14 protein-coding genes and 1 tRNA gene are annotated in these 14,831 nt (G+C 58.2%); 11 read left to right on the top strand and 4 right to left on the bottom strand.

Annotated elements, in window-relative coordinates; all coding sequences use genetic code 11:
• Positions 1 to 6: 6 nt before the first annotated feature.
• Complete coding sequence (locus Q4D83_RS10295; RefSeq protein WP_303175222.1) at positions 7 to 1,491, top strand: succinic semialdehyde dehydrogenase; 1,485 nt, start codon at positions 7 to 9, stop codon at positions 1,489 to 1,491.
• Positions 1,479 to 2,714 (top strand): deoxyribodipyrimidine photo-lyase, encoded by a 1,236-nt coding sequence (locus Q4D83_RS10290; RefSeq protein ID WP_303175221.1) that lies wholly within the window; start codon positions 1,479 to 1,481, stop codon positions 2,712 to 2,714. The genes Q4D83_RS10295 and Q4D83_RS10290 overlap by 13 nt, the downstream gene beginning before the upstream one ends.
• Here the strand turns inward: Q4D83_RS10290 and Q4D83_RS10285 are convergent.
• Positions 2,709 to 3,224: a DinB family protein gene (locus tag Q4D83_RS10285; RefSeq protein ID WP_303175220.1), complete on the bottom strand. Its 516-nt coding sequence runs from the start codon at positions 3,222 to 3,224 to the stop codon at positions 2,709 to 2,711. The two genes, Q4D83_RS10290 and Q4D83_RS10285, sit on opposite strands and share 6 nt — an antisense overlap.
• A gap of 10 nt (positions 3,225 to 3,234) precedes the next feature.
• Positions 3,235 to 4,893, bottom strand: coding sequence for a cytochrome c biogenesis protein DipZ (locus Q4D83_RS10280; RefSeq protein WP_303175219.1), 1,659 nt, complete (start codon positions 4,891 to 4,893; stop codon positions 3,235 to 3,237).
• Between the two features lie 281 nt (positions 4,894 to 5,174).
• Between Q4D83_RS10280 and Q4D83_RS10275 the strand changes: the two genes are divergently transcribed.
• Genes Q4D83_RS10275 through thrC form a run of 4 tightly spaced genes read left to right on the top strand, consistent with a single transcriptional unit; the run spans position 5,175 to position 8,184 of the window.
• Entirely contained in the window at positions 5,175 to 5,429 is a 255-nt protein-coding gene (locus tag Q4D83_RS10275) for a hypothetical protein (RefSeq protein WP_303175218.1), read from the top strand.
• Positions 5,430 to 5,489: 60 nt separating this feature from the next.
• On the top strand, positions 5,490 to 6,059 hold the full coding sequence (locus Q4D83_RS10270) for a sigma-70 family RNA polymerase sigma factor (RefSeq protein WP_303175217.1): 570 nt from the start codon (positions 5,490 to 5,492) through the stop codon (positions 6,057 to 6,059).
• Positions 6,056 to 6,724, top strand: a complete 669-nt coding sequence (locus tag Q4D83_RS10265) for an anti-sigma factor (RefSeq protein ID WP_303175216.1) — start codon at positions 6,056 to 6,058, stop codon at positions 6,722 to 6,724. The genes Q4D83_RS10270 and Q4D83_RS10265 overlap by 4 nt, the downstream gene beginning before the upstream one ends.
• A gap of 32 nt (positions 6,725 to 6,756) precedes the next feature.
• Positions 6,757 to 8,184: a threonine synthase gene (thrC, locus tag Q4D83_RS10260; RefSeq protein ID WP_303175215.1), complete on the top strand. Its 1,428-nt coding sequence runs from the start codon at positions 6,757 to 6,759 to the stop codon at positions 8,182 to 8,184.
• A 74-nt stretch (positions 8,185 to 8,258) separates the two neighbouring features.
• On the opposite strand, the gene Q4D83_RS10255 is transcribed toward thrC, so the two are convergent.
• Both Q4D83_RS10255 and Q4D83_RS10250 read right to left on the bottom strand, forming a co-directional pair.
• A complete protein-coding gene (locus tag Q4D83_RS10255; protein ID WP_303175214.1) occupies positions 8,259 to 8,558 on the bottom strand; it encodes a hypothetical protein in 300 nt (99 codons plus the stop codon).
• 247 nt (positions 8,559 to 8,805) lie between these two features.
• Positions 8,806 to 8,888 (bottom strand) — tRNA-Leu (locus Q4D83_RS10250).
• Between the two features lie 209 nt (positions 8,889 to 9,097).
• Here Q4D83_RS10250 and Q4D83_RS10245 point away from each other — a divergent pair.
• From Q4D83_RS10245 to Q4D83_RS10225, 5 genes are read left to right on the top strand one after another with little or no spacing between them, the layout of a single operon-like run.
• Positions 9,098 to 10,228, top strand: coding sequence for an FhaA domain-containing protein (locus Q4D83_RS10245; RefSeq protein ID WP_303175213.1), 1,131 nt, complete (start codon positions 9,098 to 9,100; stop codon positions 10,226 to 10,228).
• A 25-nt stretch (positions 10,229 to 10,253) separates the two neighbouring features.
• Positions 10,254 to 10,724, top strand: a complete 471-nt coding sequence (locus tag Q4D83_RS10240; RefSeq protein WP_303175212.1) for an FHA domain-containing protein — start codon at positions 10,254 to 10,256, stop codon at positions 10,722 to 10,724.
• A complete protein-coding gene (locus tag Q4D83_RS10235) occupies positions 10,725 to 12,077 on the top strand; it encodes a PP2C family serine/threonine-protein phosphatase (protein WP_303175211.1) in 1,353 nt (450 codons plus the stop codon). It begins immediately after the preceding gene.
• Positions 12,074 to 13,384 carry an FtsW/RodA/SpoVE family cell cycle protein gene (locus Q4D83_RS10230; RefSeq protein WP_303175210.1) on the top strand — a complete coding sequence of 437 codons (1,311 nt, stop codon included), beginning with the start codon at positions 12,074 to 12,076 and terminating at the stop codon, positions 13,382 to 13,384. The genes Q4D83_RS10235 and Q4D83_RS10230 overlap by 4 nt, the downstream gene beginning before the upstream one ends.
• A gap of 5 nt (positions 13,385 to 13,389) precedes the next feature.
• Positions 13,390 to 14,826, top strand: a complete 1,437-nt coding sequence (locus Q4D83_RS10225; protein WP_303175361.1) for a penicillin-binding transpeptidase domain-containing protein — start codon at positions 13,390 to 13,392, stop codon at positions 14,824 to 14,826.
• The last annotated feature ends 5 nt before the right edge of the window (positions 14,827 to 14,831 follow it).

Here is a 14,831-nt window from a genome sequence, read left to right as displayed (position 1 = left end):
TGAGGCATGACCAGCACCGTAGCCTCCATTACCGTCACTGATCCCCGTACCGGCGAAACCTACGGCGAAGTGCCCGCGAGTTCCGCCGCCGACACTCGCACGGCTTTCGACGCCGCGCGAAACGCCCAGGCTGCATGGGTAACCACCCCGATAGCTGACCGCTGCAAAATAATGCTCCGGTTCCACGACCTAGTACTTGAACGCCAAAACGAATTACTTGATGTGATTCAGGCTGAAACCGGCAAAAACAGGGCAAGCGCGTTTGATGAAGTCCTCGATGTTGCCATCACGGCACGGCATTATGCACGACGGGCCGGCCGTCTGCTCAAACCGCGGCGCGCAAAGGGCGCCCTGCCGGGACTTACCCGCACCGTGGTGGACCACAGTCCGAAAGGCGTGGTCGGGATTATTTCACCATGGAATTACCCGCTCACCCTTTCCATTTCAGATGCGATTCCGGCGCTCCTTGCTGGCAACGCGGTGGTGTTGAAACCGGATTCCCAAACGCCGTTTACCGCACTACTGGGGGTGCATTTATTAGTGGAGGCTGGGCTGCCGCTGGAATTGTTCCAGGTGGTCACAGGCAGCGGCGAAGTCGTGGGCACGGAGATCGCCCAGCAGGCCGACTACCTCATGTTTACCGGCTCCACGGCGATAGGCCGCAAACTCGCCGCAATCGCAGGCGAACGTCTTATCGACTTTTCGGCGGAGTTGGGCGGCAAGAATCCGCTGATCGTCGCCCCCGACGCAAACCTTGACCGCGCCGCCGCGGATGCCGTTCGCGCCTGCTTTTCCAACAGCGGCCAACTCTGCATTTCCATCGAACGAATTTACGTACACGAGGATATCGCTGAGGCGTTTACTGAACGTTTTGTCGCCGCGACGCAGGCCTTGCGTATCGGTGGCGGCGGCTGGACCGAGGACATGGGCTCCATGATCTCGCCCGCGCAGGTGGACCGCGCTGTGGACATGATTGACGACGCCCTGAATCTCGGCGCACGCATCCTCACCGGCGGTACTCGGCTTCCGGAGCTGGGCGAAGCCTACCTCTCTCCCACGATCCTGGTGGAGGTTCCGCAGGAGGCACGCTTGTACCGCGAGGAAGTATTCGGCCCAGTAGTGTTTATCGAGGAAGTCCCGTCGATTGAGGAGGCGATTCGCCGGGCCAATGACACCGAATATGGGCTCAATGCTGCGGTGTTTGCCGCCCCGCACACCGGCTGGAACATCGCGCTTCAGCTGCACGCGGGCAGCGTAAATATTAACGAGGGATTCGCAGCCGCGTTCGGAAGCATTGATGCGCCGATGGGTGGTTGGAAGTCATCCGGTTCGGGGCGTCGGCACGCGGACGGCGGCTTGTTAAAGTACACGGAATCGCGGACCATCGCCGAACAACGCTTCCTGCCCATCTCTGGTCCTGCGAACATGGAACGCAGCAACTACGCCGCACTGATGACGTCCGCGCTGCGCTGGGGCAAATGGGTACTGTGAGTAACCTGACGATCCTGTGGCTCCGGAACGACCTGCGGGCCTTTGACCATCCGGGGTTGGAGGCCGCCATGGCATCGGCGAACCTGCGCGTAATCTACGCCGGACCAAAACCCCGATCATCCTTTCAGGCGGCAACTCGCGCGGTGGCACTCAACGAACTCGCAATCGAACTACGCGAACGTGGGCTGGAACTCGAGCGGGCGCGTCCGGAAGACATTGTCGCCGCGAAACCCGAACGGGTTATCGTCACGGCGGATTACACCCCAGATGGGCTACGGCGCGATAAACGCGTAGCAGATGAGCTTGGTACGGGCGTCATGGAATCCTTGGATTGCGGCTACGCCGTCGCGCCCGGAACACTTCGTACCGGCACCGGTGGGCACTACAAAGTGTTTACCCCGTTCTATCGCGCCTGGTCCGCATGCGGTTGGGACGCGCCGAATCTCGCCGACGCGGGCGGCTCCGCGTGGGAGCACTGGCTGGACTTTCTGCAATGCCGATTAGAAGGTTACGCCACGCAGCGGGACCGGCCGGATTTGGACGGTACCTCGCGTATTTCTCATCTACTCGCGCTGGGTGCGCTGCACCCCCGCGGCCTGTTGGAAACTCTGAGCCAGTGCGCGGACGCGCCCGTGGAAGATCGGGAGGCATTCACACGTGAACTCGCGTTTCGGGAATTTTACGCGGATTTTCTGTTCCACCGGCCGGAGACGACCGACCAGGATGTGAACCCAAAATTCGCAAACTTTCGTTGGGATGAACCAACCGTTGATTTTGAGTGTTGGAAAGACGGCACGACCGGTTACCCCATCGTGGATGCGGGCATGCGGCAACTCGCGGCCACCGGCTGGATGCATAACCGCGTGCGCATGCTGGTGGCCAGTTTTCTCACCAAAGACCTGCACCTACCATGGCAGCTTGGCGCCCAGTATTTCCGCGACATGCTGGTAGATTTTGATGAGGCTAGCAACCAGCACTCCTGGCAATGGTGCGCGGGCACCGGCACGGACGCCTCCCCATATTTCCGCGTGTTTAACCCCCAAACGCAGGGGAAACGATTTGATCCGCAAGCGGAGTATATTCGCCGCTGGGTTCCCGAATTAGCAAATACGCCCGCCGCAGACATCCATGCATTGCGTAACCTCCCCGCAGACTACCCGCTGCCCATTGTGGATCATGCTGAGGAACGGCGCGACGCGCTGGCCCGCTACCAGGAACTATGAATCGGATGCTGTGGCGAGCGCGCCCGCCACAAACGCCGCTTGGCCGACATGCTGAGCGGCGTCATCGACGAGGGATACGAGACGAGTCGCGCGAGTAACTGGAAACTCCCACGAATGATCCACCACGTCATCCCAGTGTTCCTCTTCGAGCTGATCCACATACGCGACGCAACGATCCAGCGTGGCCGCTAGGTATTCGACCAGGAGCTCTTGGTTGTCAACGACAATCCTTGCAGCGTCGAGGCGAGTGTGCCCGTAGCCCATGGTGTCACCGATAGGTCCGAGCCGAAAACGTTCTCGAAAGCCTTGGGAAGTCCAAACCTCCTCCTCGCCACTGAGTTCGGCAAACTGTGTGTCTACCTCACGCCCCGCATGCCACAGCAACCACGCAATACTGTTCGGGTGCTGGCCAAGGTGCGTATTCAATTGCTGATGCGTCAGCGGTGGCAGCATACGCGCCGCCACCGCTGGGCGAAGAGCGAAGTCGCGGAAGAGATCTTGGACTTTCATACCTTCCGTTTTAGCCGAATGTTAACGAATACATGCGGATTCCGGGCTCCGCGTCGATGGTGAGCACGCCCTCCTGAGCCGTGGAAACCTTCACAATATCCACGGTACCAGGGGTTTTCGGGACTTCGAAAGTTTCTTTGGTTCCATCAGCGCGTGTCACGGAAATTTTGCCAGTGCCGGATGCGACCACCTGTACGAGCGACGCGTGATAGTTCAGCTTTAGTTTCGCGCTATTTTCTTTTGGTTCGATAGCATCTTCGGAAAGGTTCCAGGTACCACTAAGCCGATATGCAAACCGATCCAATTCACCACCGTTATCCGTAAACGTGTGCGTACCGTTCGTGTAGCCCTGGTTCTCATAGAACTGCGCGCGCTGCGTACCAAGGTACGTTTCCGGGTTGCGGTCACGCGTCACTGCATCCGCGGCACCATCCTCCACGGGCTCCGGCAGCTTCACGTTTGGGTTGGCCTGCTTCAACAGCTCCCGCACCAGCGTTTCCGTCTCCGCGTATGCCCCCTCACCTTCATGAATCTGCCGAACCTTACCCTCAGCGTCCACCAGGTAATGCGCGGGCCAATAGCGGTTGTTGTACTTCTTCCAAGTAATAAAATCATTATCCTGGGCCACCGGATAGTTGATGCCCTGCTCCTTCGCAGCGGCCTGCACATTTGCAAGCTCGCGTTCGAAGCCGTACTCGGGAGCGTGAACGCCAACCACTTGCAATCCGGCGTCCTTATACGCGTCATACAACTTGGTCACATGCTGATTCGCACGCTGGCAGTTAATGCAGGCGTAGGCCCAAAAGTCCACCAGCGTGACCTTGCCATCATTCACACCAATCGGTTCCGCGGTGTTTGTCCAGCCCGTCAGCCCCTCAAACTCCGGCGCTGGGCCGCAATCGCGCAACTGATCTGGTTCGCCGCGGCGGCAATGATCCAGCGTTCCCTCAGCAGCGCTACTCGCGCCGGTAAGCACGTCTTGAACAGCTTTGTTTTCCCCGAGCGAGCGTTGCACCCCGGCCGTCCAGTCCGGCAAGGCCCGCTGCACCGCAGCGGGAGCGTCAAACACAAGCGCCACAGCCAGCGCCAACACGACGATCCCCGCCACACGGTGCACGGAAGTGTTGTGCCCCGCACCTAGGCGATCGCCGATCTTTGCGAATATCAGCATGGGAGCCGACGCACCAATTGCAAACGCCACCGTAAGTACCACCGTGTTCCAGCCGATCTCCCCAGTCGCGCCCGCAACAGTGACCGCCGCCAACACTGGGCCAGCGCAAGGTACATACACCGCGCCGAGAGCGAGACCGACGAGGAATCCGCCTTTGCCACGGGTTTTGGTTTGCAACGCCGTCAACCGCGGCAATTTCTGGAACGGTGCTTCGATGAGCTTGCCTAGCTGCGGCACGATCATACCGAGCCCCACGAGCACCAGCATGGTGATGCCGACCCACCGGAGCGTGGAATCCGGCAAGCCCAGCGCCTGGAGCGCCACCGTACCCAACAATGTAATCAGGGCAAAGCTCACCGCAATGCCCGCAACTACCGGCAGGGGGCGCCGTCCTTGGCTTGTGGTGACAGCCAACACGACTGGTAACACGGGAAGAATACAGGGCGAAACGCCAGTGACTATGCCACCAATCAGCCCAATCACCGCGAGTTCAAACACAACAAGATCCTTACTACGTACAACGATTATCGACGACGCCCCGCACCAGCGCCCCAACAAAACACCAGCCACCTGCATAGATGTGGAAGCTTGAGGACCCTTACCACTGCGGAAGCACACAATATGGCGTCTGTTCGCGCGTTGCTGCGGAGCATCTGTGGGTATGTACGGACCACAAGCAGCCATCGGATTGCAATCCAAAATTTGGGTCGTCTCCGTAAGAAGAAACGACAGCATAAACACGCCGGTTTCCGGCGTAACCCATGTAACTAAGGAGCATTATGCGCACTCATCTTCGAACCAAGCTTGCGGTTGGCGTCATCGCTGTAGCTAGCCTCGGTCTCGCCGCCTGCGGAGAAACCACAGCCCCCACGATGTCCACCGTCCCCGAGACTTCCAGCACCATGGACTCGATGGAAAAGACCGACGGGATGGATTCCATGGAGAAGACCGACTCGATGGAAAAGACCGACGGGATGGATTCCATGGAGAAGTCCGACTCGATGGAGAAAACTGACTCCATGGAAAAGAAGTAGCGGGCGCTTCGCCTGCGCTGAATCCTCATTTTCTTCATGCATGCATTAGTCTCGGCCAGTATGGAATCCATGCAGCCCGTCGATTGCGAGCAGCTTTTGACCAGTGCAGCGGGCGGAGACACCGCATCGTTCGCGTCACTGTACGACGCGCTCGCGCCCCGCGTACTGGGTTTATGCACCCAGATTCTGCGGGAACGGGCGCAGGCCGAGGAAGTCATGCAGGAAGTATTCGTTGAGGTGTGGCGTCGTGCCGCCGAGTTCGACGCCTCGCGGGGCAGCGCCCAGTCCTGGGTGCTTCGCCTCGCGAGGCTGCGAGCCATCGACCGTCTTCGTTCATACAGAGCAGCCCAAGGCCGTGACCATGCGGACTACCAATTGCAAAACGCCACTTGGTCCGCGTCTGTAGAGGACGAAGCCGTCGCTTCGCTGGAAGCGGCGCAGCTTCGCGCGGCCGTCGATAGTATTGGCGAGCCCCACCGCACTGCTGTAATGCTGGCGTATTTCCACGGCTTCACGCACAAAGAACTTGCCGAAAACCTGGAAATCCCCCTCGGAACGGCAAAAACCCGAGTGCGAGACGGATTGCGGAAGTTACGTGCGATCATGAACACGAAAGGAGCGGCACGATGACCCGCGATGCATTCGACGATGCCCTAGCCAATGAACCCGCGTTATCCCAGGCAGAAGACGCGTTATTGTACGCTGCCGCCCCAATCACGCCTCCGCCCGCACTCCGCGACGAAATCATGAACCGGATTGCCGCCGAACCCCAGGTTGCGTCCATCACCTCGCGCCGACGGCCAACCACCACATTCTTCGCGGCTGCAGCAGCGGTAGTCATGCTCGCTGGCGCCGGAGTTTGGTGGGCCGGAAACGTCAACAACACCCCACAGAAGGAAACCACGCACGCCTCACCATCCGCACCGCCGGCCAGTTCCGCGACGCTGTCTCCGGGAAAGGCGCGCATGGATAAAATCATGACTGCCAGTGATGTTCGCCACGGTGAATCGAACATGATGGGCGCCGAGATCCACGTCGCCGTATCCGACACTATGGGCGAAGGCTGCCTCACCGTAGATGGTATGCCTTCCCTCGACGATGGCATGACGGCCCAAGTGTGGGCGGTTATGGAAAACGGAGACATGGAATCCGCGGGCATGCTGCACGAAACTCCAGCGGAGGATGCGTGGATGCTGATCCCGCCCGGCACGATGAAGGTGATGGTCACACAAGAACCCATGGCGGGCAGCCCGTCCCCAGGGGACGATGTGCTGGCAACGGTGACACTGGCATAAGCATTTCCAAGCCATTCAGTAAGGTTTATGGCGTGGACTACATTTCAACGCGTGATGCTTCCCGTACACCAGCTAGTTTTTCCGATATCCTGCTCGGCGGGCTCGCGCCTGACGGCGGATTGTACCTACCGGTGGAATACCCTCAGGTGGACACGGAAACGCTGAATCATTGGCGGGGCGTGCTCGCCGACCAGGGCTATGCAGCATTGGCTGCTGAGGTATTACAACTCTTCATCACCGATATTCCGGCGCCAGACCTGAAAGCGATCTGCGAGCGGGCCTACACGTACCCGAAGTTTTCGGACCCGCAGATCGTGCCGGTTACCGAATTGGAGCCGGGCATATACATTGGGCATTTGTCCATGGGGCCGACGGCGGCGTTTAAAGACATGGCGATGCAGCTACTCGGCGAATTGTTCGAATATGAGTTGCGGCGCCGCGGCGAAACACTCAACATTTTGGGCGCTACCTCCGGAGATACCGGTTCCGCCGCGGAGTACGCCATGCGCGGCCGCCCTGGAATTTCTGTGTTTATGCTCACGCCGGCCGGCCGGATGACCCCCTTCCAACAGGCCCAAATGTTCGGCCTGCAAGATGAAAACATCCACAACATTGCACTCGATGGCGTATTCGATGACTGCCAAGACGTAGTGAAAGCCGTATCCGCCGATCTCGTGTTCAAAGGTGAGCACAACATCGGCGCCGTCAACTCCATCAACTGGGCACGGCTTGTGGCGCAGGTGGTGTACTACATTTCGTGCTGGATCCGCACGACGGATTCACCCCAGCAACGCGTCAGTTTTGCGGTTCCTACCGGGAATTTTGGTGACATTTGCGCGGGACACATTGCCAGGTCCATGGGCGTACCCATTGACCGCCTCATCGTTGCCACCAATGAAAACGACGTCCTTGATGAGTTCTTCCGCACCGGCAACTACCGAGTGCGCAGTTCCGCCGAAACCTTGGAAACTTCCAGCCCTTCGATGGACATCTCTCGCGCTTCTAATTTCGAACGTTTTATCTTCGACCTTCTTGGCCGAGATGCCGACCGCACCGCCGAACTTTTCGGCGAACGCGTCAAGGCTGGCGGGTTCTCACTGAGCGACGACCCCGCGTTCCCTGCCGCCGCGTCCACCTACGGCTTCCTTTCGGGCCATTCTTCCCACGCGGACCGAGTGAACACGATCCGGGATTGCCACACCCGCTGCGGCGTGCTTGTGGACCCCCACACTGCCGACGGCATCCACGTAGCCCGCCAGCTGCGCGACCAGGTGGATACCCCAATTGTCTGCCTTGAGACCGCCCTGCCCGTGAAATTCACCGAAACCATTATCGAGGCTACCGGTGCCGAACCCGACCTCCCGGAGCGCTTCCGCGAGATTATGGCGGCCCCGCGTCGCGTAGTGGATCTCCCCAACGACGTTGCTACCGTGAAGGCGTTCATTCAGGCCAACACCTAGCGCCCATCGCACACCGAAGCCCCCTCGCTTTCCTTAGCTAAGCGAAGGGGCTTATCGACGCCGCGAAACCTGCGCTAGGCACCGACGCATTCGTCCCAGTGGTCTTCGTGCTTGTGGTGCAGGTGGCCATCGTGAACGTAGTCAACGTGGTCCCCGTGCGGGATGGCTACGTGGCCGCAACCTTCGCCGTGCTCGTGGTCATGATTTTCATGAATGTGATGCCCTTCGGAAACGCATTCGTCCCAGTGGTCTTCGTGCTTGTGGTGCAGGTGGCCATCGTGAACGTAGTCAACGTGGTCCCCGTGCGGGATGGCTACGTGGCCGCAACCTTCGCCGTGCTCGTGGTCATGATTCTCATGAATCTTGTGTGCCATGGTGATGGTATTCCTTTCGAGTACAACCTTAAAGCGGCTGCCATGAATAGGGCACTTCCCCATTCCAATAAGGAACTCTAGTTGAAAACGCTACTGAAAATCAACCAATCAACCAGCATTTTTATTTAACCTTATTGAAAACGAATGTGATTTCAATAGTGCACATCCGATCACCCGACCCCCGCAAGCAGATAAGCGACAATGCAAAAGCCGCAACCTAGTACTAGGTTGCGGCTCTTCAACATAGTGGGCGAAGGGGGACTTGAACCCCCACGTCCCGAAGGACACTGGCACCTGAAGCCAGCGCGTCTGCCATTCCGCCACTCGCCCGAGTGGTTTGATGTCGCTGTGGACTTCAATACGATAGCACGGTGCTGCTCCAAACCGTCAAATCCGCAGGCCACATAGCGTTTTCCTGAGGTCCCCCCAAAAACCCCTGCTCAGTCGCCTCTTCAATCCTCTTGCCTAAAACACATATACTGGTCGCATTGACCTTGTCATTCAACTACTGCTCGAATCTAAAGAAAGGTGGCCTGAACGTGTCCGTAATGGGCCGAATTGCCAAGCTGGACAGTGCCCTTCAGCGTGGCTTGGACAACGGTTTCGCTTTCGTATTTGGAGGCAAGGTTGTCCCTGCTGAGCTGGAAGAACTCCTCAAACAAGAAACAGAAGACAATCTTTCTCAAGCCAATGGTGGCGGAGTCCTCGCTCCAAACTTTTTCGAAGTTTCAGTAAGTACTAAGGACTTCCTCAACCTTTCCTCGCATAATGCATCATTGCCGGCCGATTTTGCGGACCGCATGGGACGTTTTGCCAGGAATAAAGGGTGGTCACTGGCGGGGCCTGTGGTTGTGTTTATCACGCTGGACGGCAGTTTGCGGACCGGACAACTCAAAGCACGTTCAACCTCAAATCCAAATCCTGGCGTTACAAGCGGATTTCTAGGAAAAGAATCGGACTCACAACAGCAGCCTCAGCAATCCTCCTATGGTCATCAGTATGGCCAACAGGGGTATTCTGACGCGGCCGGAGGCGCTGGTGTCCACGGAAGTGCGCAATCCCCCTCCTTAGGGAGTGCAAGCGGCGGCTATCAGGCGAATCCGGAAACTTTCCTGCAACCGGCGCAGCCACCAATGCATCAGCCTTCGGCGGATCCCTCCCCATTCCACCAGGAACCCCCCTCCTACCAAGAGCCTCCCTCCTACCAGCCGGAGCATTCGGCTCAACCTGAGATGCATCAGCCCATGCAGCCGATGCATCAGCCGCCGATGCCGCAAGCCCCACCTCCGGGGTTGCCCCCATTGCATCAGCCGCATGGACAGCAACACGTCCAAGAAGAGCCTGCTACGGAGATTGTCCCTGCGCCGCACCTGCAAAATTTCCCTACGGTGCTATTGGTGCTCCAAGATGGTTCTAATCGTTCCTACCAAGTTCAGGAAGGTTCGAATATCATCGGGCGCGGTGTAGACGCTGACTTACGTTTGCCGGACACTGGTGTTTCCCGCCAGCATGCGGAAGTGACGTGGGACGGCCGTGATGCGGTGCTGGTTGATTTGCAGTCAACCAACGGCACTACGGTAAATAGTATGCCGGTGGAAAACTGGCTGCTGGCTGATGGTGACGTCATTGCCGTCGGCCATTCCTACATTGAAGTTCGTATCAGCGGCTAATTCGACGTAAAGCTAGGAGACCCACATGGATACCTTCGTGTTGTTTGCCTTCCGCATTGGCCTGTTGGTCTTACTGTGGTTCTTCGTTTTCATGGCGTTGCGTGCGCTGCGCGCGGACGCGCATTTCGCGGCGTCGGCAGACGCTATTGGTGGGGCGAGTTCATCGCCTCCGCGTGCTGTTGGCAGGTCAAGCAAGTCGGGCCCAGCGCGCATTTTGATGGTCACGGAGGGTCCGCTGAAAGACACGTACGTCGAGGTTGACGGTGTTGATGAGCTGACGCTTGGCCGTAGCCCAGATTGTTCATTCCCTATTCAAGACGATTACGCGTCCGCGCGGCACGTGCGGTTGTTCCGTCGTGGCGCGGACTGGTTTGTTGAGGATCTGTCTTCCCGTAACGGCACGTTTGTCAACGGGTACCGCATTGATCAACCGGAACGCGTCGATGTGGGCGTTGATATCATCGTCGGTCGCACCACAGTAAGGCTCGAACCCTAAATGCTGAAACTCAATTACGCAGTTGCCTCAGATAGAGGTTTAGTTCGCGGGAACAACGAAGATTCAGCATATGCCGGCCCCCACCTCCTCGCGCTTGCGGATGGTATGGGTGGCCACGCCGCTGGTGAAATCGCCTCCCAGCTGATGATTCAGCACGTCAAGCAGTTGGATCGCCACCCCGGCGACAACGATATGTTGGCGCTGTTAGCGTCGGTTGCTGATGACGGCAACCATGCGATAGCGAAACGGGTGCGCGAGGCACCAGAGACCAATGGCATGGGGACTACGCTCACCGCGCTGATGTTTGATGGCCACAATTTCGGCTTGTGCCATGTGGGTGATTCTCGGGGTTATCGTTTGCGACACGGCGTCCTGCAGCAAATCACTACGGACGATACCTTTGTGCAGTCCTTGGTTGCGGAGGGCAAGCTCGACCCCGAAGACGTGTCTACGCACCCGCAGCGTTCGCTGATTTTGAAGGCGTATACCGGCCGACCTGTAGAACCTACGGTGTCTGTGCTTGATGCTGAGGTTGGGGACCGGTTGCTGCTGTGCTCGGATGGATTGTCGGACCCAGTGACGCACGCCACCATTGAGGAGACGATGCAGCAAGGCACGCCTGCCGACGCCGCGCAACGCCTCGTGGAGCTCGCCTTGCGCTCGGGTGGGCCGGACAATGTCACGGTCGTGGTCGCGGACATTGTGCCCGGTGATAATACTCACGGAACACATGTTCCCACGATTCCTGTAACCGCTGGTGCGCTCAACGCCAGTGAGCCGGAATCCCCCCGTCCTGACACCGCCGCTGGCAGGGCAGCAAATATGCATCCCTCTTCGGGTGTAGCGGTTGCGCTCGCTCCGGCGATAGAACAACCACAACCGTTTGAGGAACCCGCCCCAGAGAAACCGCGGAGAGGCCGCAGGCTCACCCTGTGGATCAGCCTCGGGTTGATCACCGGGTTGGCTGTCGGTGGTTGGTTTGGCTACAACCACATCCGAAACACCTATTATGTGGCGGAAAGCAACGGTTCGTTGGTGATTGAACGAGGCTTAAGCCGTGACGTGTTTGGATATTCATTGCATAGTAACTTTCAAACGGCTTGTATCAACGATAGTGGCGCCCTGACCACGCTTGACCCCGGCACCACTGCGAACACGAGCTGCCGCCCATTTAAACTGACCGATCTTCCGGAATCGCGCAGAGATATTGCTACTCTGCCAGCGGGATCTTATAATTCTGTTCTTAACCAGATGAACCGCTTGGCGGAAGATGCCCTACCGTTGTGCAAGCAAAAACCCAATGAACCTGCGGAGACAAACAAACCTGGAGTGAATTGTCGGGAGGCGTCATGATTGTGCTCGAGCGCCTACGAATGCGCCGCTTAGAACTTGGCCTTTTGATCCTCGCGTCACTGATCGTGGGGGTCGCTGTTATTAATCTTGAGATTTCGCTCAGCGGCAACCTCACCAGCGATATCCTCACGCTAATCGGTGGCTTTATCACCGTGTTCCTGATCGCCCATGGGGTGATGTGTTGGAAGGCACCGCACGCGGATCAGATCTTGTTGCCGGTGGCGGCGATCCTTAACGGTCTTGGCCTTGTCATGGTCTACCGCATTGACGCCACCCTGCCGAATGTTGACCTCGCGCCGCGGCAAGTGATGTGGACGTTTGTTGGCGTCACCCTCATGGTGCTTGTACTGGTCTTTTTGAACGATTACCGCTCGCTGAAAAAGTTCTCGTTCGTGCTCGGCCTGTTCGGCCTTATTTTCTTAGCGTTGCCTATGGTGTGGCCAACAAACATGGATGCTGACGCAGACATTTGGATTACCATCGGCCCGCTGTCCATCCAGCCCGGCGAGTTCTCCAAGATCATGCTGCTGCTGTTTTTCGCCCAGCTGCTCAACAGCAAGCGCACCCTCTTTGACTGCGCCGGCGTGACCATCCTGGGCATGGATTTTCCGCGCGTTCGTGACCTCGCACCGATCCTCGGTGTGTGGTTTGTGGCGCTGTTAATCATGGCCGGCGAGAACGACTTCGGACCTGCTTTGCTGCTGTTCGGCACGGTGTTGGGCATGTTTTACTTGGCGGCGAACCGTGCTTCCTGGCTCATCATTGGGCTTATTTTGGTGAGCATCGGCGGGTTCGCCGTCTACCAGATTTCCAGCAAGATTCAGGCGCGTGTGTCTAACTTTTGGGATCCGTTGGCGGATCCCAACGGGGCGGGCTACCAGCTTTCCCAGGCGCTGTTCGGCATGTCTTGGGGCGGGCTGGACGGCACCGGCCTAGGCCAGGGCTACCCGCATTTGATTCCCGTGGTGTTTTCCGACTTTATCCTCGCCGCCGTGGCCGAAGAATTGGGCCTGTTCGGCATCGCCGCAGTGTTGATCCTGTTCGCCGTGTTTATTTCTCGCGGCATGTATACAGCGCTGCGTACCAACGATTCTTACGGCAAGCTGGTTGCCTCTGGGTTGGCGCTTACGGTAGCCATCCAGATTTTCGTGGTCACCGCCGGGATTTCCGCGCTCATGCCCATGACTGGTTTAACCACGCCGTTTATGTCGCAGGGTGGCTCTTCGCTGATGGCAAACTACATTCTCATGGCAATTATCCTGCGGATTTCTGACACGACCCATCGGGAAGCGGAGGTATCTTCATGATCAACATGAACAAGTCCATCCGCAATGCAGCAGTGTTTTCCCTGCTGTTGATCGTGGTGCTGTTGGCGAATCTTTCGTGGATCCAGGTATTCCAAGAGGAAAAGTACGCCCACAATTCCTACAACCGGCGCCAGTTCTTTGAGCTGAAGTCCACACCCCGCGGGCAGATTTCCGCTGGCGGGTTGGTGTTGGCTCGGTCCAACAAGGACGAAGACGGTTACTACCACCGCGAATATGTGACCAACCCGATCGCATATGGCCCGATCGAAGGCTACATTTCGGACGTGTATGGCGCCTCCGGCATTGAGCAAAGCTACAACGATATTCTCAACGGCACGGACACATCGCTGATTTCCACCCAATGGTGGGACGCAATTACTGGCAAGGAAGCCAGCGGCGCGAGCATTGAGCTGACCATTGACCCCGCTATGCAGGACGTGGCATACAACGAGCTTGCCAGCCGGAATTATCTTGGCGCAGTAGTGGCGTTGCGCCCTAGCACGGGTGAGGTGTTGGCCATGGCGTCTACGCCTAGCTACGATCCGGCACCAATCGTGGACCCAGCGACTGCGGAGTCGACCTGGGCGCAGCTGACGCAGGATCCCGAATCGCCGCTGTTGAATCACGCCACCCAGGAGACGTTGCCGCCGGGTTCGACGTTCAAGGTGATTACTACGGCTGCGGCGTTGCAGGGTGATTACACGCCGAACAGTCAGGTCACCGCGGCGTCGGAAATTACGCTTCCGGGGACGAATACCACGCTGGAGAACTATGGTGGGCAGTCCTGCGGTTCTGGTGCTACCACGACGTTGATTGACGCGTTTGCCAAGTCTTGTAATACGGCGTTTGTGGAAATGGGCGTGGCGATCGGCGCGGACGCGTTGACATCAACGGCGCAGGCGTTCGGCCTGGAGGACTCCTACGACCTCGGGTTGCCGGTGGAAAAGGGACGCGTCGGCGATTTGAGTGACGACGCCGCGCGCGGACAGTCCTCGATCGGCCAGCGCGACGTGAGCATGTCGGTGCTGCACAACGCTGTGGTGGCCGCGACCGTCGCTAATGGTGGTATGCGGATGCAGCCGTTTGTGGTCAAGCGCATCCTGCGCTCGGACTTAAGCGAGCTGCGGGCGACAAAGACGAAGGAGTTGGGCCAAGCAATCCCTACTGAGGTGGCAGGGCAGCTGACAGAAATGATGCGTTCCTCGGAACGCGCTATGCCGGGCGGCACGAACCATTTGGCTTCGAAAACCGGTACTGCCGAACATGGTGAAGATTCCCGAAACTCTAATCCGCACGCGTGGTACATTGCGTTTAACCCCGATGCCGACGTTGCCGTCGCGGTCGTCGTAAAGAATGGTGGTGACCGTGGTCAGGCTGCCACCGGTGGCTCTGTTGCGGCACCGATCGGTCACGCCGTTCTCAATGCAGCGCAAAGGCAATAGGTGAA

The sequence above is a fragment of the Corynebacterium sp. genome (assembly GCF_030532715.1).
Classification (GTDB): domain Bacteria; phylum Actinomycetota; class Actinomycetes; order Mycobacteriales; family Mycobacteriaceae; genus Corynebacterium.
Note: the sequence above shows the minus strand (reverse complement) of the source record. Positions and strands in the feature narration are given on the sequence as shown.

What these genes read in the sequence shown, in the direction of transcription:
- Q4D83_RS10285 (WP_303175220.1), bottom strand. Translation starts at nt 3,224, where the DNA reads ATGAAAGTCCAAGATCTCTTCCGCGACTTCGCTCTTCGCCCAGCGGTG.
- Q4D83_RS10290 (WP_303175221.1), top strand. Translation starts at nt 1,479, where the DNA reads ATGGGTACTGTGAGTAACCTGACGATCCTGTGGCTCCGGAACGACCTG.
- Q4D83_RS10265 (WP_303175216.1), top strand. Translation starts at nt 6,056, where the DNA reads ATGACCCGCGATGCATTCGACGATGCCCTAGCCAATGAACCCGCGTTA.
- Q4D83_RS10275 (WP_303175218.1), top strand. Translation starts at nt 5,175, where the DNA reads ATGCGCACTCATCTTCGAACCAAGCTTGCGGTTGGCGTCATCGCTGTA.
- Q4D83_RS10255 (WP_303175214.1), bottom strand. Translation starts at nt 8,558, where the DNA reads ATGGCACACAAGATTCATGAGAATCATGACCACGAGCACGGCGAAGGT.
- Q4D83_RS10240 (WP_303175212.1), top strand. Translation starts at nt 10,254, where the DNA reads ATGGATACCTTCGTGTTGTTTGCCTTCCGCATTGGCCTGTTGGTCTTA.
- Q4D83_RS10295 (WP_303175222.1), top strand. Translation starts at nt 7, where the DNA reads ATGACCAGCACCGTAGCCTCCATTACCGTCACTGATCCCCGTACCGGC.
- Q4D83_RS10225 (WP_303175361.1), top strand. Translation starts at nt 13,390, where the DNA reads ATGAACAAGTCCATCCGCAATGCAGCAGTGTTTTCCCTGCTGTTGATC.
- Q4D83_RS10235 (WP_303175211.1), top strand. Translation starts at nt 10,725, where the DNA reads ATGCTGAAACTCAATTACGCAGTTGCCTCAGATAGAGGTTTAGTTCGC.
- Q4D83_RS10270 (WP_303175217.1), top strand. Translation starts at nt 5,490, where the DNA reads ATGGAATCCATGCAGCCCGTCGATTGCGAGCAGCTTTTGACCAGTGCA.
- Q4D83_RS10230 (WP_303175210.1), top strand. Translation starts at nt 12,074, where the DNA reads ATGATTGTGCTCGAGCGCCTACGAATGCGCCGCTTAGAACTTGGCCTT.